The organism is Pseudomonas sp. TH10, assembly GCF_016651255.1.
GTDB lineage: Bacteria > Pseudomonadota > Gammaproteobacteria > Pseudomonadales > Pseudomonadaceae > Aquipseudomonas.
In genome coordinates this window covers 1-19,655 of sequence record NZ_JAEKEG010000023.1, presented here as the reverse complement: position 1 = coordinate 19,655, position 19,655 = coordinate 1, and the positions used below count along the sequence as shown (strand labels likewise).

15 protein-coding genes and 5 pseudogenes are annotated in these 19,655 nt (G+C 60.2%); 8 read left to right on the top strand and 12 right to left on the bottom strand.

Annotated features, from left to right (window positions below; translation table 11 throughout):
• Positions 1-17: 17 nt before the first annotated feature.
• The 8 genes and pseudogenes from JFT80_RS03055 to JFT80_RS25305 all read left to right on the top strand — a co-directional run bounded on the left by JFT80_RS03055 (position 18) and on the right by JFT80_RS25305 (position 6,867).
• Complete coding sequence (locus JFT80_RS03055) at positions 18-695, top strand: type 1 glutamine amidotransferase domain-containing protein (protein ID WP_201146882.1); 678 nt, start codon at positions 18-20, stop codon at positions 693-695.
• Positions 696-801: 106 nt separating this feature from the next.
• On the top strand, positions 802-1,923 hold the full coding sequence (locus JFT80_RS03050) for an alkene reductase (RefSeq protein ID WP_201146881.1): 1,122 nt from the start codon (positions 802-804) through the stop codon (positions 1,921-1,923).
• A 394-nt stretch (positions 1,924-2,317) separates the two neighbouring features.
• Complete coding sequence (locus JFT80_RS03045; protein WP_122839858.1) at positions 2,318-2,860, top strand: DUF3833 domain-containing protein; 543 nt, start codon at positions 2,318-2,320, stop codon at positions 2,858-2,860.
• Positions 2,861-2,871: 11 nt separating this feature from the next.
• Positions 2,872-3,565 (top strand): annotated as a pseudogene (locus JFT80_RS03040) (SDR family NAD(P)-dependent oxidoreductase).
• Positions 3,566-3,608: 43 nt separating this feature from the next.
• Positions 3,609-5,147 carry a cryptochrome/photolyase family protein gene (locus JFT80_RS03035; protein WP_201146880.1) on the top strand — a complete coding sequence of 513 codons (1,539 nt, stop codon included), beginning with the start codon at positions 3,609-3,611 and terminating at the stop codon, positions 5,145-5,147.
• Positions 5,144-5,272 carry a DUF2256 domain-containing protein gene (locus JFT80_RS03030; RefSeq protein WP_122839855.1) on the top strand — a complete coding sequence of 43 codons (129 nt, stop codon included), beginning with the start codon at positions 5,144-5,146 and terminating at the stop codon, positions 5,270-5,272. Before JFT80_RS03035 ends, JFT80_RS03030 begins: the two co-directional genes overlap by 4 nt.
• Before the next feature lie 278 nt (positions 5,273-5,550).
• Positions 5,551-6,324: pseudogene (locus tag JFT80_RS25310) on the top strand (PAS domain-containing protein); the annotation flags it as partial.
• 33 nt (positions 6,325-6,357) lie between these two features.
• A complete protein-coding gene (locus tag JFT80_RS25305) occupies positions 6,358-6,867 on the top strand; it encodes a methyl-accepting chemotaxis protein (RefSeq protein WP_374091316.1) in 510 nt (169 codons plus the stop codon).
• Positions 6,868-7,319: 452 nt separating this feature from the next.
• On the opposite strand, the gene JFT80_RS03020 is transcribed toward JFT80_RS25305, so the two are convergent.
• The 12 genes and pseudogenes from JFT80_RS03020 to JFT80_RS02965 form a co-directional block, all read right to left on the bottom strand.
• Positions 7,320-8,360: a Rieske 2Fe-2S domain-containing protein gene (locus JFT80_RS03020; protein WP_045058503.1), complete on the bottom strand. Its 1,041-nt coding sequence runs from the start codon at positions 8,358-8,360 to the stop codon at positions 7,320-7,322.
• Between the two features lie 178 nt (positions 8,361-8,538).
• Positions 8,539-9,916 (bottom strand): annotated as a pseudogene (locus tag JFT80_RS03015) (DUF1329 domain-containing protein).
• A 101-nt stretch (positions 9,917-10,017) separates the two neighbouring features.
• Positions 10,018-11,220 carry a helix-turn-helix transcriptional regulator gene (locus JFT80_RS03010; RefSeq protein WP_201146878.1) on the bottom strand — a complete coding sequence of 401 codons (1,203 nt, stop codon included), beginning with the start codon at positions 11,218-11,220 and terminating at the stop codon, positions 10,018-10,020.
• A gap of 76 nt (positions 11,221-11,296) precedes the next feature.
• Positions 11,297-12,505: an acetyl-CoA C-acyltransferase gene (locus JFT80_RS03005; protein WP_201146877.1), complete on the bottom strand. Its 1,209-nt coding sequence runs from the start codon at positions 12,503-12,505 to the stop codon at positions 11,297-11,299.
• Positions 12,506-12,511: 6 nt separating this feature from the next.
• Positions 12,512-12,982, bottom strand: coding sequence for a MaoC family dehydratase (locus JFT80_RS03000; protein WP_122839851.1), 471 nt, complete (start codon positions 12,980-12,982; stop codon positions 12,512-12,514).
• Positions 12,983-12,992: 10 nt separating this feature from the next.
• Positions 12,993-13,802, bottom strand: coding sequence for an SDR family oxidoreductase (locus JFT80_RS02995; protein WP_201146883.1), 810 nt, complete (start codon positions 13,800-13,802; stop codon positions 12,993-12,995).
• 92 nt (positions 13,803-13,894) lie between these two features.
• Positions 13,895-14,773, bottom strand: a complete 879-nt coding sequence (locus JFT80_RS02990; protein ID WP_201146876.1) for an SDR family oxidoreductase — start codon at positions 14,771-14,773, stop codon at positions 13,895-13,897.
• A 59-nt stretch (positions 14,774-14,832) separates the two neighbouring features.
• A pseudogene (locus JFT80_RS02985) lies at positions 14,833-15,985 on the bottom strand (acetyl-CoA C-acetyltransferase).
• 3 nt (positions 15,986-15,988) lie between these two features.
• Positions 15,989-17,047 carry an acyl-CoA dehydrogenase family protein gene (locus JFT80_RS02980; RefSeq protein ID WP_201146875.1) on the bottom strand — a complete coding sequence of 353 codons (1,059 nt, stop codon included), beginning with the start codon at positions 17,045-17,047 and terminating at the stop codon, positions 15,989-15,991.
• A 9-nt stretch (positions 17,048-17,056) separates the two neighbouring features.
• Positions 17,057-18,220: an acyl-CoA dehydrogenase family protein gene (locus JFT80_RS02975; RefSeq protein WP_201146874.1), complete on the bottom strand. Its 1,164-nt coding sequence runs from the start codon at positions 18,218-18,220 to the stop codon at positions 17,057-17,059.
• A gap of 9 nt (positions 18,221-18,229) precedes the next feature.
• A pseudogene (locus tag JFT80_RS02970) lies at positions 18,230-18,933 on the bottom strand (enoyl-CoA hydratase family protein).
• A gap of 44 nt (positions 18,934-18,977) precedes the next feature.
• Positions 18,978-19,655, bottom strand: a 678-nt coding sequence (locus tag JFT80_RS02965; protein ID WP_201146873.1) for a nitronate monooxygenase family protein, incomplete at its 5' end; no start/stop codon positions are given.

Genomic DNA, 19,655 nt, shown 5'->3' with positions numbered 1-19,655 from the left:
CCAACCCAGGGTGCTCTATGAAAATCTTGATGGTTCTGACTTCCCACGATCAACTCGGCAACACCGGCAAGAAAACCGGCTTCTGGCTGGAAGAGTTCGCCGCCCCCTACTTCGCATTCAAGGATGCCGGCGCCGACGTCACGCTGGTTTCGCCAGCCGGTGGGCAGCCACCACTCGACCCGAAAAGCGATGAGCCCGACGCACAGACGGCTGAAACCGATCGCTTCCGCAATGACCCGGCCGCCCAACAGGCACTGGCCAACACCGGACGCCTGGCCGACGTCAGCGCTGATGATTTCGATGCGGTGTTTTACCCAGGTGGCCACGGCCCGCTGTGGGATCTGGCCGAAGACAAGCATTCCATCGCCTTGATCGAAGCCTTCGACCGCAGCAACAAGCCACACGGATTTGTCTGCCATGCGCCGGGCGTACTGCGTCACGTCCTCGCTGCTGATGGCAAGCCGTTGATTGAGGATCGGGACGTGACCGGTTTCACGAATGCTGAAGAAGCGGCCGTGGGCCTGACGGAAGTCGTGCCGTTCCTGATCGAAGACGAATTCCAGCGCCTGGGCGGGCGCTATTGCAAAGTGGCCGACTGGCAGGTTCATGTCGTCGCTGACGGCCAGTTGGTAACCGGTCAGAACCCTGCCAGCTCGGCGGCCGTCGCCGAAAAGCTGCTGCAAATGCTGGCCTGACGGGTATTAACTCACTGCCCAGGCACCGTGCGCGTCTTTTTGCACACGGTGTTTTTTTCGCCCCCACGATAGTCGACTGGTCTAATACCAAGCGAACAGGTATCCCATGAAAAACAGCGCTTACTTCACACCCGTCACCCTTGGCCGGCATACCCTGAAGAACCGTATCGTTCTGCCTCCCCTCACCCGCCAGCGCAGCACGCAACCGGGCAATGTCGCCAACCCGTTGATGGCCGAGTATTACCAGCAACGCGCCAGCGCGGGTCTACTGGTCACTGAAGGCACGCAAATCGAGCCTCGGGGTCAGGGATACGCCTGGACGCCCGGCATCCACACACCTGAACAAATTGCCGGGTGGCGCAAAGTCACCGAGGCTGTGCATGCCGTCGACGGGGTGATTTTCGCCCAGCTCTGGCACGTCGGCCGCGTCTCCCACACCGCGCTGCAACCTGGCGGCGCAGCGCCGGTATCGGCCTCGGCCGTGGCCACCGACCGAGTCAGCGTGTTCATCGAAACCGCGCCGGGTGCCGGTGAATTGGTCGCGCCCTCCGCGCCTCGCGCACTGAGCACCGATGAAGTGCAGGACTTGATTCAGCTGTACATCCAGGCCGCACGCAATGCCATGGACGCCGGGTTTGACGGCATCGAACTGCATTGTGCCAATGGTTATCTGGTCAACCAGTTCATCTCCGCCCACAGCAATCTGCGCACCGATCAATACGGCGGTTCGCTGCACAATCGCCTGCGCTTTTTGCGTGAAGTGGTGGCCGGTGTCGCCGAATGCATCGGCAAAGAAAAAGTCGGCGTGCGTTTCGCGCCGTTGTTCACCACCACCGACGAAGCACGGACGTACCTGGGCATGGTCGAGGAAGATCCGCACAGCACTTACATCGAAGCCATCAAAGTGCTGGAAGACGTCGGCATTGCTTACCTGTCCATCGCCGAAGCCGATTGGGACAACGCGCCAGCGATGCCACAAACCTTTCGTCAGGCCGTACGCGACACGTTCAGCGGCGCGATCATTTACGCCGGCCGCTACAACGCCGAATCGGGCGCGCGGTTGCTCGACTCAGGCCTGGCCGACTTTGTCGCGTTCGGTCGCCCGTTCATGGCCAACCCGGACCTGCCGGCGCGCATTGCCAATGACTGGCCATTGAATCCGCTGAACCCGGCGACGGTGTATGGCGGCAATGCCGAAGGCTATGTCGATTACCCGACCTACGAGTAATCCCTGGTTTAGCAACGCGCTCCCATCTCCCCGGGGGCGCGCATTTCCCTATCTCTCTTCCGTTACCCTCCCGCGCTCTTTGATCTGACGTTCTCGTTGCTACACAAAAAGATGGCTGACGCATTGTCAGGGGTTTTTTCAGCCTATCTTGAATAAAACCTATACAGATCAGTTTCTGTCGTACAACTATTAAAGAATGGACTGGGCAAGCCCACCTTGACGACGCCTACTCCATCCGCCGCGTACGACGCTGCAGTCGGCAAGTTGCATTGCGCGAAAACCGCGATTCCATCTTTGGGCAGGCGCCAGAAACCTGTACACCACAGGGCACCTGTACAAGCATGTAAGGCAACAAAATTCATCCTCAGCACCTGTTCACCCAGGGAGAAAGGTAATGACACGACGTTTGGTTTTACTGGCTTTGGTACTCAGCATTGCGAGCTGTGGCAGCGTGGATGTCACCCACTATGCGGATCAGCAACCGGCATTAAATCTGGAGCGCTTTTTCAGCAAACCGGTCAAAGCCTGGGGGATGTTTCAGAAGCGTTCCGGCGAGGTGGCCAAGCGTTTCGAGGTCGACATCGTCAGCCGTCGTGAGGGCAACAACCTGATTCTCGATGAGCGCTTCCTGTACAGCGACGGCACCCGCCAACGCCGCGTCTGGACCCTCACGCCCGAGGGCCAGGGACGTTGGAGCGGTCGCGCCGATGACGTAGTGGGTGTCGCCAAAGGCGAAATCGCCGGCAATGCCTTGCGCTGGCGTTATCGCCTGAACCTGCCGGTTGACGGCACAACCTATGAAATGAGCATGGACGACTGGATGTACCTGATGGACGAGGACACGTTGATCAACCGCACCAGCATGTCCAAGCTGGGCGTCGAGGTTGGCCAGGTGACGTTGTTCTTCCGACGCCAGGGTTCAGGAGAAACCCATTGAACAGGTTCACCATGAACTCCCTCGGCGACGGATATCGCGCCCTGGTGATCGGCGCGAGTGGTGCCCTGGGTACGGCTTTTTGCGAGCTGCTCGGCAAGGACCCGCGATGTGCCGGGGTTCGCCAACTGGGGCGCAATACAGTGCCCGCACTGGATCTGGAGCAACCCGAAACCATCGCCAGCGCCGCCGCTGAATTGGCAGCGCAAGCACCGTACCAGTTGATCAGTGCACGCCGCCGGCCTGCTCCATCGTGACCAGATCAAGCCGGAAAAAAGCTACAGCGCGATTGAGCACGAGGCGCTGCAGGCCGTGTTTCAAGTGAACGCGCTAGGGCCGGCGCTGGTGTTGCGGCACTTTTTGCCGTTGCTTGATGCCCGGGGCGCGATGGCAGTGCTCTCGGCGAAAGTCGGCAGCATCGGCGACAACCGTTTGGGTGGCTGGTACGCCTATCGCGCCTCCAAGGCCGCGCTGAATATGCTGATCAAGACCGCCGCTATCGAACTGGCCCGTACTCGTCCGCAGAGCCGACTGCTGAGTCTGCACCCAGGCACGGTCGTGTCGGGGTTGTCGCAACCATTTCGTGGGGCCACCGGCGCACGTCCGGCGGACGTTGCCGCGGCTGAACTCTTGAGCCTGATTGATCAGTTGACGCCGGCCGACAGCGGACATTTTTTTGCCTACAACGCAGAGCGCCTGCCCTGGTAGGCAGGGAACAAGCATGAACCTGCAGACGCCGGACTGAACAGATATGAACAAGCGCCATCGGTTGTGCCTGGTCCTGGGTGACCAGTTGTCCTTTGACCTGGCTTCCTTGCAGAAACTCGATGCCCAGTGCGATACGGTGCTGCTGGTCGAGGTCATGGAAGAAGCCAGCCATGTGCCTCACCACCCGCAGAAGATCGTCCTGATCTTCAGCGCCATGCGCCATTTCGCCAAGGCGCTGCAGGCCCAAGGCGTACGCGTCGAGTACGTGACTCTGGAAGACCCGAATAACAGTGGATCGGTGCCGGCTGAATTGCGGCGCTGGCAGGCCCTCCTGCAACCGGCCGAACTGCACGTCACTGAGTGCGGCGACTGGCGCCTGGAGCAGTCTCTCAAGGAGTGCGGTGTAGCCATTGATTGGCACGCCGATACGCTTTTTCTGTGCAGTCGCGCCGAATTCAGCGCTTGGGCGCAAGGTAAAAAGCAGTTGCGCATGGAGTTCTTCTACCGCGAGATGCGGCGCAAGAGCGGGTTATTGCTCAATGGCGACGGCTCTCCGGTAGGCGGCGCGTGGAATTTCGATGCCGAGAACCGCAAGGCCCTGCCCAAAGGGGTGAAAGCGCCCTACCCGGTGCACTTCAGTAACGACGCCATCACCTGCGATGTGCTTGCGCTGGTCAGGGCGCGCTTCAACCATCACTACGGCGCACTCGACAACTTCGACTATCCGGTCACCCATGCCGACGCACAGGCGCTGTGGGCGTATTTTCTGGATTATGGCCTGGCAGGGTTCGGCGACTATCAGGACGCCATGGCCAGTGATGAACCTTTTCTATTTCATGCGCGCATCAGTGCGGCGCTCAATATTGGCCTGCTGGACCTGCGTCAGTTGTGCAGCGACGTGGAAGCTGCATATTGGGCGCACCGGATTCCACTCAATGCCGCCGAAGGCTTCATTCGCCAGCTCATCGGCTGGCGCGAATATGTACGGGGCGTCTATTGGCTGAAAATGCCCGATTACGCCGATGGCAATCTATTCGGCAACAGCCGGCCTCTTCCAGAGTTCTACTGGACGGGCGACACCCGAATGAACTGCATGGGACAGGCGATCGGCCAGAGTTTGAAGCATGCCTATGCCCACCATATCCAGCGGCTGATGGTGACCGGCAACTTTGCACTGTTGGCCGGCATCGCGCCGAGCCAGATTTGCGAATGGTACCTGGCGATCTACATGGACGCCTTTGACTGGGTCGAACTGCCCAATACGCTGGGCATGGTCATGCACGCCGACGGCGGTTACCTGGGTTCCAAGCCTTATTGCGCCAGTGGTCAATATATAAAGCGGATGTCTGACTACTGCCGCAACTGCGCCTACAAAGTCAGTGAGAGCACGACGGACGACGCCTGTCCTTTCAATTCACTCTACTGGCATTTCCTGATGCGTCATGGCGACCTGCTGCGCAGCAACCAGCGCATGAGCATGGTCTACAAAAACCTCGACCGCATGACCGAGCCCAAGCAGCAAGCGCTGTGGGAGCGGGGCCAGAAACTGCTCGCCAAACTGGATGCCGGGGAGTCGCTGTGAAAAAGAGTGAGCTCCCGGTCAAGGTTTGCGCGGTCTGCGGATTGCCCTTCGCCTGGCGCAAGAAATGGGCACGTTGCTGGAACGAAGTGCGTTATTGCTCGGAGCGTTGCCGGCGATGTAGATGACTTGGACAGTGAAAAAGAAAACCTGAACACGATTTTAATGCGCAACGAAAAAACCTATACATGCATAGTTTTTTGTATAGGTTTTTTTGGATGTATGTCATTCTGATATTGGTCAGCCATTACTGGATGCTCGCTGCCTAACTAACGCCGTTACGGCTCGTTCGGCATGCGCGATTCGTATCTGATTCCACAGGTTTCTTGTACATCTGACATCGATCTGCATAGCTTTCCATTGGCTTGAAGGAAATGCCAGGCAGCCCATATCCACAGAGGTATGCATGTTCAACTCGACAATCAAAAAAGAACTGGCCGTCAGCCAGCGGCGCTTGGCTGACAGTGAAGCCACCCTTGCAGCCTTAGGTGGCTCCATGGCCCTGATTGAGTTCCAGCCTGATGGCACGATCCTCAGTGCCAATAGCAACTTCCTGAGGGTAATGGGCTATAGCGTTGAAGAAATCCAATCCCGGCATCACCGCTTATTCTGTACGCCGAAATACGCCAACAGCGCTGCTTATCAAGGCTTTTGGTCACGCCTGGGTAATGGCGAGTTCATCAACGACCGCTTCCTGCGCCTGGATAAACAGGGGCGTGAGCTCTGGCTGGAGGCCAGCTATAACCCTGTTCGCGATACCACCGGACGGGTGATCAAGGTCGTCAAGATTGCGACGGATGTAACTGCCCAGGTTCAGAAGGAACAAGAGCAGGAGAGCCAGATCAAGGCGATAAACCGGTCCATGGCAACCATCGAGTTCAACCGGCAGGGAGAAGTCGTCAGCGCCAACGAAAACTTCCTTGCAGTGCTGGGTTACCGCTTGGAAGAGATTGTTGGCAAGCACCACCGGCTGTTCTGTGAGCTTAGCGAAATCGAATCCCCCGATTACCGGCAGTTCTGGGAGCGGCTGAATCAGGGCGAATTTTTCTCAGGCAGCTTCAAGCGCCTTAACAAACAGGGACGCGCAGTCTGGTTACGTGCGACTTACAATCCGGTGTTCGACGCCAACGGCGATCTTTACAAAATAGTCAAGTATGCGAGCGATATTACTGATCAGGTTCTACAGCAGGAAACCGAGTCACGAGCAGCGCGCATGGCTTATGAGACTTCACTGAAAACTGACGATACAGCCCACGAAGGAGCCCGTGTCGTGCAGGACACCGTGGAGGTCATGCAAAGCCTGGCCGACGAATTGAATCGCGCAGCCGAAGGTGTCAATGCCGTCAGTCAGCAGTCGGAAATAATCAGCAGTATCGTGCAGACCATCCGTGGGATTGCCGAGCAGACTAATCTTCTGGCGCTCAATGCGGCCATCGAAGCGGCTCGTGCCGGAGATCAGGGGCGAGGTTTTGCCGTGGTTGCTGACGAAGTGCGCAACTTGGCCGCACGCACGAGTCAAGCCACTGTCAGGATTGTCGAGGTGGTGCAGCACAATCGTGAATTGGCCACGGGGGCAGTGGCCAGGATGGAGACGAGTAAAGACAAGGCAGAACAAGGCGTCAAATTAGCCGGTGAGGCGGGTCAAGTGATTCTCGATATTCAGGACAGTGCTCGTCAGGTCGTACAGGCGATCAGCCATTTCGCCTCGACATTAGCACGCTGACTCAGCGATCAGCAGAGCACTTTAATAAAGCCTGAAACGCTGGGCAGCGTTGTGGCGCCCACCTCTACGACGGGGCCATCCCCATTGATAACACCTGTGGCGACAAACAGGGGCGGAGCGTTGCCCGCGGTTCCGAGGCAACACTCCCTGAAACAGCCCTAACGAAAATCCAGCCAGTTTGAGATTCCCGAACTCAGCGAAAGGCAGCTCGCGTAGCGCTTGCACGCCTTGACGCTGGCCGACTCCGCCGGCACCGACATCTGTACAACCAACACCAGGAGAAACACTACTAACAAAGGAAAGGTGTAGGCATTTTTTATTTTCATTTTGTATTCCCTCATTGCCTTCAAATCGGACCTGAGTCATCACCATGGACTCAAGGTGGCTGTGTCCCTGGGAGCGGCGCCTTGGAGAGTATTCGCTTGCTTCTCGAAGGCGCCCTGCTCCCTCTATCAGCGCTCGTCGACCGTTATGAACTCGCGACGCAGCGCCATTGAAGCGGGCACGTCGTCCTCATTGGTGAAGAATTGCTCATACCACTCGCGCAACTGATAGACCGGGCCGTCGGTTTCTGCGAGCACCGGCTTGTCGATACGGATTTTGTGCTTCCAGATCACCACGTCCTGGTAGAACGAGTCCCGGTTGCCCTGGACATAGGCCCTGGCCACTTCCTGGTTTTGCTCTTCCGTCCAGCCCGGTACGCGCTTGACCATGCAACCAAAGCGCAAGTCAAAACTGTTTGGCGTCACTGGCACGTGGCTGTTGAGCAGAATGGCGTGGATCCGCGCATCGCCGAACATCGAACTGATATGGGTGAAGTGAGTGGCCGGACCGTAATAGGCCGATGGTGCGATCAGGTCACCACCCAGGCGCTCGGAGTCACCATGAAAAATCTGATGGCCGATGTGCCCTTCGAAAATGTTGGCGAAATACTTGGTTGGCGTACCGTGCACCGGCCCGAAATGCTGGGCATCCACCAGGTTATCGACCAACTCCCGTGGGTTGGTTTCGATCAGCATGGTGTCGATGTTCCAGTTATGAATCCAGTCCGGGTCGTCCATCTCAGGGAGGTGCGGAATGATCACGCCCTCTTTGGGCGGACGGCCTTCGGGGTTGTTCCAGACGAACAACAGGTTGTTCTCCTCGCAGGTCAACCAACTGCGCGTCTTGGCCTTGGGTGGAATGCGCTTGCAGTAAGGGATCTCCACGCATTTGCCGCCGGTGTCGTACTTCCAGTGATGGAACGGGCATACCAGTCTGTCGTTCTCGATGGTGCCCTGTGACAGGTCGGCGCCCATGTGCGGACAGTAGGCATCGAGAATACTGATGACGCCCTGGCTATCGGCAAACGCCACCAGCCGAGTGCCGAAGATTTCCAGGGTATGAGGCTTGCCATCACGGTAATCGTTGGCATTGCCCAGGCAGTGCCAGCCGCGCGCGTAACGGTGGGTACGCTGGGCATTCTCGATGTTGATTTCAGCGAGTTTCGTCATTGTTATTATTCCTCAAATGCAGACTTCGGGGCAGGCGATGCCCCCAAGAAATACCGGGTAACCCCATGGCGGATATCATTGAGCAGTCGCGCAGCAAGATCATCGTGCAGTTGGACTAGATCAAATGAGAGCCAGTCTCAAAGCGCGCCCCTGAAACAGCGGGCGCCCTGTTTCCTGCTTACTGGCCGAAGCGGCGAGCGGCTTCCGGGCCGAAGTCCCTGGGACTGAAACCGGGTTTGTTCAACAGGTAACCGTTGCGCTGCTCGTTGATCAGGTTGAACGCCAGGTAGCTGCCGGCATTGAGGTCGTAGTACAGGCCGACGCCCGCCTGCTGGGCCTGGCTCTCGTAGGCATAGAAGTAGTTGACCATCGAGGTGCGCCACAACTCGCCACGGTTGTCGTAGTTGTCGGCGAGCATCGGAAACCAGGTGTCTTCGTCGACATACAACTTGCGTTTGCCATACAGGTGGCGATAGCCAGGTTTGAGAGTGCCTTCCAGTTCCCAGACCCTGTGACGCTCATAACGCATGGCATCGGGGTTGATATGACCGGGAGTCAACAGGCTGGCGTAGGTGAGCTTGGCGTCGTGCAGACGATAGGTGTTGTACGGAATGTACATTTCCCGTTTGCCAACGATCTTCCAGTCGTAGCGCTGGCCGGACCCGTTGAACAGGCGCACTTCATCCACAGTGATCGAGCCGCCGCTGCCGGGGAATGACATGTCGAAACCATAGCCCGGTGATTGACGCACGCGCCGGGTGCCTGGATCGTAACGCCAGGCCTGGCGCGGTTCGGTTTTGTCGTTCCAGAATTCGGTGCCGGTGTTGATCTCACCCTTGTCCCGTTGCGGTAGCAGGGTTTCGTTGAGATAGAACGACGAATTGCCGGTGGTATCGCCGATCTTGCCTGGTTCCAATGCTGGGGCCAGGTTGCGCGAATGCACCCTGCCCCAGTTGATATTGCCGTCCTTGAGCACGTAGGCGTTATCGGAGGTGTACTCTTCGGTCCAGGCCCGCAAGGTGAAAGTCGAGGCATTCTTCAACAGCTCCAGCGCCGCTGCGCGGCACCGGGAATGGTGTGCCACCGGTCTTGCCGACGACCCCTTCGCCGTCATCCACCAGACGCGCCACGCTGGCGTTTTCCCGAGTGGCCTGGCATACCGAGTCACTGACGCGAAAATCCCTGTGCGAGGGATACACCGGCATTTTGTAGGTGGCCGGGTACAATTTGAACAGGGCTTTTTGCCCGTCAGACAGGGAGTCACTGTATTGCGCGATGTTCTGCGCAGTGATCACAAACAACGGCTTTTCGTCCGGGTACGGATCCACGGGGTGGTGCCCCGTACCTTTGAAATCAACATGGGGCGGCGCGCCCAACCACTTGCCACTGAACGCCGGGATACTGCCATCGGCATTGCCGGCCTGTTCCGCGCCCAGGCAGGTCAGGTCTTTGCCAAGGCGCGGGATGTCCTCCGGTGCGGCATTTACGGTGCCGACGGCACAGCATCCAAATAACAACGTCAAGGCCCAGCCAGGGGACTTATTACTGCCGGTCATTTTTATTCTCCTTGGGTTCGACAACGGTTGCCCAGTATCGACAGGCAAGGAAACCGAGAGCATCGTCCGCACGGACTAACGCATTTTGGCCTGGCCCCAAGTCACAGCCGAGACCCGGCTGGCTGGGGCGCACCCAGCGCTACCACGCTGTTGAGCATGATCCGCACCAGCTCGGTCTGGCGTCGGACACCCGTCTTGGAAAATATCGAACGCAGGTGCGCGCGTGCGGTATTGCGCCGGATATTCAGAATTTCCGAGGCGTCCTCAAGCGACAGGCCGTTGGCCAATTCCAGGGCGAGCGCGGTTTCTGCCGGGGTCAGGTTGTACAGCTGCGAAGTCAGCACCGTGCTCACCAGCGATTTGCTCACCGCGTCCCGCACATACACCACCACTGTAGGTTTACCGTGGCCTTCGAGCAGTTCCCGTGAAGGAATCAATTCCACCACTACGCCGAGGCTGACCTGTCCCGAGGGACGGGAAATCGACGTTGCCTCGGCCAACTGTACGCCCCTGGCTGCGCCTTGCCTGGCCCGCTGGAAGGCATTACGCACCAGGCGCGCCAACTCCCGATTGTCACTGGGGTAGGTCGCCTCCAGTCGACCTCCCACCACTTTGAGGCCGTCCTGACTGTCAAGAATTTCCCTGGCCACGGGATTGAGTTGCACCACGCAGCCGTTTTCGTCGAGCACGAAGGTCGCCACCGCGAGGCGGCTGATGGTTTGCGAATACAGGCTGCCGAGGGACTCGCTGCGGTCCAGCAGCGAATACATATGCAAGGCCCGACGCAAATGGGGCAGCAACATGGCGCACAAGGCCCGCTCGGTCTCACTGAATGGCGGGTGGCCCTGTGGTCGATTGATCCGAAAACGCACGATGCCGCCATCCGGCATGCGTATATCGGCACCCAGCATGTGGTAACAATCGTAAGGTTGGCAGTACAGCAGGTAAAACGCCGAACTGGCCCATTCGGCATCGCTCATCAGCTCATCGATGGTGAATACCGTGTCGGTGGGCAAACCCTCGAACAGGGTAGATTTGGCGTAATAGGCGTAATGGTTGATGCCGCCCTGCCCCAATTCGACATCACCGGCAACCACCATTGGTGACAGCAGCGGCTCATCCTGAACCCGCAGGATCAAGGTCACGAAATTAGCCTTGAACAGCGCGCGTATCTCGCGCAACGAGTCACTCAAGGAGGCCGTGTTCATCGACGAATCGTAGATGTTGCCAATGATCCGTTCGTACTCGGCCAACTCCAGGCCCATTTGCGCGAGGACCTGTGCATTGGGCATACAACTTTGCATATCCATTCCCCAGCAGCGGGCCCGACCTGCGGGCCCCCATGGCTTTAATCGAATGTGCGGCCGCGTCCCGCTCGCTTCACGGCAGTTCGAACAGGCCGGCGGCGCCCATTCCGCCACCGATGCACATGGCAATCACCACATAACGCGCACCGCGCCGCCGCCCTTCGAGCAAGGCATGGCCCACCATCCGCGCGCCGGACATACCGAATGGGTGACCGATGGCAATCGCCCCGCCGTTGACGTTCAGGCGCTCTGCCGGGATCTGCAGCGCATCGCGACAATGCAACACCTGGCAGGCAAAAGCCTCGTTGATCTCCCACAGGCCAATATCCCCCACCCCCAGGCCGAAACGCTTGAGCAGCTTGGGTATGGCGATCACCGGACCGATGCCCATTTCCTCGGGTGCGCATCCACCCACGGCAATGCCACGGTAGATGCCCAAAGGCGTCAATCCGCGACGCTTGGCCTCGGTACGACTCATCAACAGACTGGCCGCAGCACCGTCAGAGAACTGCGAGGCGTTGCCGGCGGTGACGAACGTCCCCTGCTCGATCCATTTACCGTCCTTCCACACCGGCTTCAGGTTTGCCAGGTCTTCAAGGCGCGTACTCGGTCGGTTGCATTCGTCACGCAGAACCTGCACGTGCTCATGACCATTGGGCTGGCCATCAGCGGCGAACAGCAGCTTGTCCACGCTCAGGCCCACGATTTCCTCATCAAAGAGCCCGTCCCGTTGAGCAGCAGCCGTGCGCAGCTGGCTTTGCAATGAATACTCATCCTGGGCGGCGCGACTGATGCCATAACGACGGGAGACGATCTCGGCGGTTTCAATCATTGGGATATAGGCGCTGGGCATCACCTGCAGCACCGCTTCGGATTGGGCGCGGAAGCTGTTTTTGTGTTTCGTCTGGGTCAGCGACAAGGACTCGACGCCGCCGCCAATGGCAATATTCATCTCGCCACTCATGATGCTCTTGGCAGCTACGCCGATACTCATCAGCCCCGAGGCGCACATGCGGTCCAGCGCCATCCCCGGCACACTGTCCGGCAAGCCACCGGTGTAGGCACAGAGCCGACCGATGTTATAGGCCTGGGTGCCCTGTTGAACCGCCGCACCCATGATCACATCCTCTACGTCCCCAGGCTCAATGCCGGCACGTTCGACCACCGCGCGTACCACATGCCCACCCAGCACTGGCGCCTCGGTATCGTTGAACGATCCACGAAACGATTTGGCCAGCGCTGTACGGGCGGTGGCGACGATGACGACTTCATTCAGGTCCATGGAAACTCACTCGCAAATTGGGTTGAAGGTATAGCGGCTGATGGTGTCGATTACGCAGCCCGGGCGCGCCTGGCCTTCGACTTCCACGGTGATGCGCACCACCAGTTGCACGGCATCGCCCACTGGCTCGGCGCGGATAATCTGGCCGCTGCCGCGCACCCGCGAGTCGACCTTGACCGGGGCCGGGAAGCGCACCCGATCGCTGCCGTAGTTGACGCCCATGGTCATGTTTGAAAGGGTCAACAACTGCGGCATGAAGAGGTTGGCCAGGGACTGGGTCAGGTAGCCGTGGGCAATGCAGGTGCCGAACGGCCCGTTGGCGGCGCGTATCGGATCGACATGAATCCACTGGTGGTCACCCGTGGCCTCGGCGAACAGATCGATGCGTTCCTGGTTGATGGTCAGCCAGGCGGTGTGGCCCAGGTCCAGGCCTTCGGCCGCAAGCAGAGCCTGGGCGCTACTGAAAAGGTGACTCATGAGCGTGCCCTCAAGCTTGTTGTGAACTGACTGACAGCACTTCACCGACCATGTAGGAGGCGTAGTCGCTGGCCAGGAACATCATCACGTTGGCCACCTCCCATACTTCGGCGGCACGACCGAACGCTTCGCGCCCTGCCAGGCTGGCGAGCAATTCTTCGCTGGAGGCTTTCTTGAGAAAATCGTGCAGGGCAATCGACGGCGATACCGCATTGATGCGCACGCCAAACTCAGCGGCTTCCAGGGCGCTGCAGCGGGTCAGGGCCATTACGCCGGCCTTGGCCGCAGCGTAATGCGCCTGTTCCTTTTGGGCCCGCCAACCGAGCACCGAGGCGTTATTGACGATGGCTCCTGCGCCGCGGCGCTGCATGTGCGGCAACATCGCCCGAGTCATGCGGAAGGTGCCCGTCAATGTCACGTCCAGCACCCGCAACCACTCTTCGTCGCTCATCTCTACCACACGCTTCTGGCCACCCAGCCCCGCGTTGTTGATCAGCACATCGACCCCGTCCAGAGCCTCTTCGGCCGCCGCCACCAGGGCCTGGACTTCGTCTTCTATCGTGACATTGCACAGCTGGCCGTAGATCGCCTGCAGGCCGGTCTCGCCCTTGAGGCGCGCTACCGCCTCTTCCAGGCGCCGCGGGTGAACGTCGGAAATCATCAGCGCCCGACAACCTTCCTCGGCACTGCGTCGGGCCGCTGAGTAACCGATACCGGCACCGGCCGCGGCGGTGATCAATACCGACTTGCCGGCCAGTAATTGATGACCGGGAACATAAGGGGGGCTTGTTTCACAGCGTCTACCTCCGAAGAAATCAATACGCTGCAGTTTTACGGAGCGGGCCAATCGGGCACATCGTCAAAATGGGGTATGAAGGTCGAGAACGTTGACGTGAACAAAGGGTCGGGGCTTCAGCTGCCCCAGACTTTCTGTGCCTTGGGCGCTTCAGCGAGAATCGAGTCCACGGCCGCACCAATCTCTTCGACCTGCCACAACGCGCCTTTATCGCGGGTGACGCCCGTGCGCCAGCCGTCTCCCAGGGAGATCCTCCCGCCCTGGCTTTCGAAGACCTGGCCGCTGACATGGGCCGACGCCGGGCTGCCAAGCCACACCACCAGCGGCGCGACATTTTCCGGCGCCCAGGCATCGAAGCTGTCGTCCTCAGGCTTTTTCACCACGTCGGGCATGGCACTCTCGGTCATCGAGGTACGTGCCGCCGGGGCCAACGCGTTGGCGGTGACACCGTAGCGCGCCAGCTCCGCCGCTTGCACCAGGGTCAGCGAAGCGATGCCGCCCTTGGCCGCCGAATAATTGGACTGTCCCACCGAGCCTTGCAGGCCGGCGCCGGAGCTGGTGTTGATGATACGGGCGTCGACCGGGGTGCCGGCCTTGGCAAGGTCGCGCCAGCGCCGACCGAGAATGTTGGCCAGGCAATAATGACCCTTGAGGTGGACGCGCATGACCATGTCCCAGTCTTCTTCACTGAGGCTGATGAACATGCGGTCGCGCAAGACGCCAGCGTTATTGATCAGCACATGTACTTCACCAAACGCGGCCAACGCCGCATCGACGATGCGCTGCGCAGTGGCCAGTGTGGTGATGTCGTCGCTGCTGGCAATGGCCTGGCCGCCGCTCGCGCGAATTTCACCTGCCACATCTTCTGCGGCATCGGCGCGAATATCGTTGACCACGACATTGGCCCCTTGCGCGGCGAACGCCAGGGCATAGGCGCGACCGAGCCCGCCTCCGGCCCCGGTGATGATCACGGTACGGTCTGCACAAATAGCCATGTTTTACTCCTCTGGATTTGGGTGGACACGCATCCGAAGCGGCGGCCCACGTAAAAGAATTACAGCCGTTCGATGATGGTCACGTTGGCCTGGCCACCGCCTTCCACACATGGTTTGCAAACCATAGCGCCCACCGCTGCATTCCAGTTCGTTGAGCAGCGTGGTCATCAGCCTTGCTCCGGTTGCGCCCAGCGGATGCCCCAAGGCAATTGCCCCGCCATTGACATTGGTGCGTGCCGGGTCGTAATCCAGCTCTTTGGCCCAGGCCATGACCACAGAAGCAAAGGCCTCGTTGATCTCTACCCGGTCGATGTCAGCCATGCTCAGCCCGCTTTTGGCCAAAGCCCGGCGTGTCGCCGCAATCGGTGCGGTGAGATGCCAGATTGGATCGTCACCCAGCACCGTCAGGTGATGAATCCGCGCCCGTGGCGTCAAGTCGTAGCGTTTGAGCGCCGCCTCCGACACCACCAAAAGCGCAGCTGAGGCGTCGCAGGTCTGGCTGGACACGGCGGCGGTGATCGATGGGTACTGAGGGTCCACCGGCTGCAGTTCAGCCATCTTTACCAGGCTGCTGTGCCGCGGGGTTTCATCCACCGCGAGGCCCTGGCAGGCGACGATTTCCCGAGCAAATCGCCCGTTGGCAATGGCCGCCAATGCGCGTTCGTGGCTTTGCAGGGCAAAGGCTTCCATTTGCTCGCGACTGATCTGCCAATGATCGGCAATCCGTTGCGCGGCGTAGAACTGGTTCACCGGTTGCTGACCAAAGCGAGCACGCCAGCCAACGCTGCCCGAGAATGGATCGGCAAAGCCCAGGGGCTGGCCGGCCAGCATCGCGGAGGAAATCGGGATTTGGGTCATGGTTTGCACGCCGCCCACGGCGACCACATCCTGGGTGCCGCTCATCACCGCCTGCGCGGCAAAATGCAGCGCCTGTTGCGATGAACCGCATTGACGATCCACAGTGGTGCCGGGAACCGTCATAGGCAAGCCTGCGGCCAGCCAGCTGGTGCGGGCTATATCGCCGGCCTGGGAGCCGATGGTGTCGACGCACCCGAATATCACGTCGTCGTAGTCTTGCGCGGGGATCACGTTACGCTCCACCAGTGCCTTGAGCACATGGGCGCCCAGGTCAATCGCATGGATCTCGCTCAACGAGCCCTTGCGCTTGCCGGTGGGGGTGCGCAGTGCATCTACAATGTAAGCCTGTGGCATGACTCATTCCTCGAAAGTGTGTCCAGGCCCCAGGCCAGTAGTGTCGGCGAACAAGTAGTCGCTGACGCGGTTTTTGTGAAAGCCGCGGTCGCCCCAGGATGCATCCAGGGCCCAGGCGCGCTTCATGAACATCTGCAAGTCGACTTCCCAGGTGTATCCCATTGCGCCGTGAACCTGGATGCCTTTGCGGGCAGCGATCCAGCTCGCCTCATTCGCCGCCAGGCGGGCCTGGGAGACCCATACGCCCGCATTGACGTCGCACCGGGCCAGGGCATGTGCGGCGCGGTACAGCACGGGTTTGGCCTGTTCGATGTAGCGGGCGACATCGGCCAGGTGATGCTTGACTGCCTGGAAGCTGCCGATCGGCTTGCCGAACTGTTTACGCTGGGCCACGTAGTCCACGGACAGGTCCAGCATGCGTTGCGCCAATCCCAGCAGTTGCCCGGCCACCGACAGCGCGCCACGGTCCAGCAGACGGTCCTGCAAAGCACGCCCCTGCTCGCCACTGGCCACACAGGTCGCCGGCGTTGGGATCCACTTCACCTCACCCAGGCGGCGCGAAGCGTCGATGCTCGGATGGTTTTCTACTTCAACCTGGGAGCGCGGCACCACGTGGATCTCATCGCCATGGGTGAGCAGCAGTACTTCTGCCAATTGCGCATCGCTGGCCAGCAAATTGACCGGATGACTGATCGCCATGCGCAAGCTCCCATCGGCGATCCGGGGCAGCAGTTCGGCGCGGGCCGGGTGACCTGCGGGCAGGCCGGCAAGTAAGCCACTGGCAACATAAGCGGTGTCGGCCAATGAATCGGGAATGGCGTAGTAACCCAGCTCCTGGGTCATCAGTGCCCAGGTCACATCATCCATGCCCAGGCCGCCCTCGGCCTCGGGCACTGACAAGGCAGTCAGGCCCTGGCCGGCGATCTTGTTGCGCAGGTCCCGCGAGCGGCCGGCATCGGTTTCCCAGATTTCCCGAAGCATTTCCGGGGCGGCTTCGGTCATCAGGAAACGACTGATGGCCTCGTGAAACGCCAACTGGTCATCGTTAAAAGTGAAGTCCATGGCGGTTCCTTATTTCGGCAAGCCGAGCATGCGCTCGGCAATGATGTTGCGCTGGATTTCGTTGGTACCGGCGTAGATCGGCCCCGACTGGGCGAACAGGAAACCCTCCAGCCAGCCGGCCGCATCGCCGTCCTGGGAGGCCTTGCCCACCAGCTCGCCGCGCCCACCGAGAATGCGCATGGCAGTCTCGTGCATCTTCAGATCCAGCTCTGACCAGATGATCTTGTTGATGCTCGACTCGGCGCCGATCTGCTCGCCTCGGCTCAGGCGGCCCACGGTGTGATAGGCCGACAGCGCGTAGGCTTCAGCGCCCATCCAGGTCTCCAGCACGGCATCGCGCAGGCTTGGGTCGCGGTCGGCGCTGGCGCGGTGTGTCTTGTACAGGGCCACGAGCTTGCGTGCCGTGGCCTGGAAGCGCGCGGGCGAGCGCAGTAACAGGCCGCGCTCGAAACCGGCGGTAGCCATTGCCACGTGCCAGCCCTGCCCCTCGGTACCGATACGGTTAGCCACCGGTACCCGCACGTCATCGAAAAACACCTCGGCGAAGGCGTCCTTGCCGTTGAGCGCCTTGATCGGGCGAATGCTCACTCCCGGTGCGTCCAGCGGCACCATGATGAACGAAAGCCCGTGGTGCCGGCTCGATCCTGGCTCGCTGCGGAACAGCCCGAACAGCCAGTCGGCGTAGATCGCCCGGGTTGACCAGGTTTTCTGCCCATTGATCACGTAGTGGTCGCCGTCGATCAGGGCCTTGCTGGTGATTGCCGCCATGTCGGACCCCGCATTGGGTTCCGACCAGCCTTGCGCCCACATGTCCAGGCTGGCGGCCATACGCGGCAGGAAACGCTGCTTCTGCTCCGGCGTGCCGAATTCCATCAGGGTCGGCCCCAGCAACAGCTGGCCGTTCTGATTGACACGCATGGGGGCTCCGGCGCCGTAATACTCTTCCTCGAAGATCAGCCACTCGATCAGGTCGCTACCGCGTCCGCCCAGATTGGCTGGCCACATCACCATCGACCAGCGGCTCTCGAACAGCTTGGCCTCCCACGCGCGGTGCTGTTCAAAACCTTCGCGAGTGTCGTAGCTGGCCAGCGGCTCGCGTGGCAGGTTGGCTGCCAGCCAGGCCCGCACTTCGGCGCGGAAAGCGATTTGCTTTGGGGTATAAGTCAGGTCCATGGCGTTATCTCAGAACTTGGCGTCGCGTTTTTCAACGAAGGCCCGGCGCGTTTCCGCGGAGTCCGGGCTGCTATAGGCCTGCATGGTGAAGCCCTGTTCCCAGCGGTATTTGTCTTCCAGGTTGCCGTCCTCGATACCGTTCAAGGCTTCCTTGGCGATGCGGATCATGCCCGGGCTTTTCTCGGCAATTTTTGCCGCAATGCCCAGGGCGGTTTCGCGTAATTGATCCTTGCTGACAATTCGCTCGATGAAGCCGTATTGCAGGGCTTCGGGGGCGCTGATGCTGTCGCCGGTGAAAAACAGGTAACGGACTTTTGCACCGGGAACAGGCGCTGCAGATGCGCACCGCCGCCCATGGCACCGCGGTCGACTTCCGGCAAGGCAAAGGTCGCGCATTCGGAGGCGACAACAATGTCCGCCGCACCAGTGATGCCAATGCCGCCGCCCAGGACAAAACCATGGACCGCGACAATCACCGGCACCGGGTTGCGATGCACGGCCTTGAAGGTGGCGTAGTTACCGGCATTGACCTCGACGATCCGCTCCGGGTACTTGTCCAGTTCCTTGATGTCGACTCCGGCGCAAAAGCCCCGACCCTCGGCGCGAATCACGATCACCCGCACTTCGGGATTGGCCCCAAGGGCTTCGATCTGCTGCGCAAGGGCCTGCCACTCCTGGCTGTCGAGGGCGTTGACCGGGGGCTTGGCGATCACCAGTTCAGCGATGCCCTGATTGAGTTGTGTGGTAAATGCCTGGGTCACAGGTGTTCTCCGATACTGGCGGGACGATTCGATGGGAGGTGCTGGCTGCGTGCCAGGAGCGTATCCAGGCAGTGCTGTGCCTCACCGGCGATGCCTTCGATCACCTCGCGGCAACTGAGCAATTCACCAATCGCAGCGGCGACCTGGCCACTGGGCAGGATGCCCTCGTCCGGTGCGCCATCGACCATGGAGCGCTGCAACAGCACCGGCTGGTTGGCAGCCATCACCACCTGCGACAGCTGCGATGGGTCTTCGCGTAGTGCACGGACGAACACTGAGGCCATGTGCGCCAGGCTCATGCCGGTTTGCTGCTTCCACTGCCACGCACTGCCCAGGGCGATGCGCAGGCGACCGAAGGGGCCCGCCTTTTCGAGGTGATTGATAAAGCGGTTTTCGATCATCCGGTGGCGCATGCCATCGACCGCAGTGGTCACACGCACCTGCTGCGGATCCTTGACCTTCAGGTAGCGCTCAAGTGTCGCGGCCGGAGTCGGCGATTCGCGGGTCATGAGAAACCGTGTGCCCATGGCGATTCCCGCTCCACCGGCAGCCAGTACCGAAGCCAGGCCACGACCAGTGGCGAACCCGCCGGCCGCGATGACCGGCACCCCGACGGCCGCCAATACCTGGGGCAGCAGGATCGAACTGGGTATAAATCGACAGTGCTTCGTTCC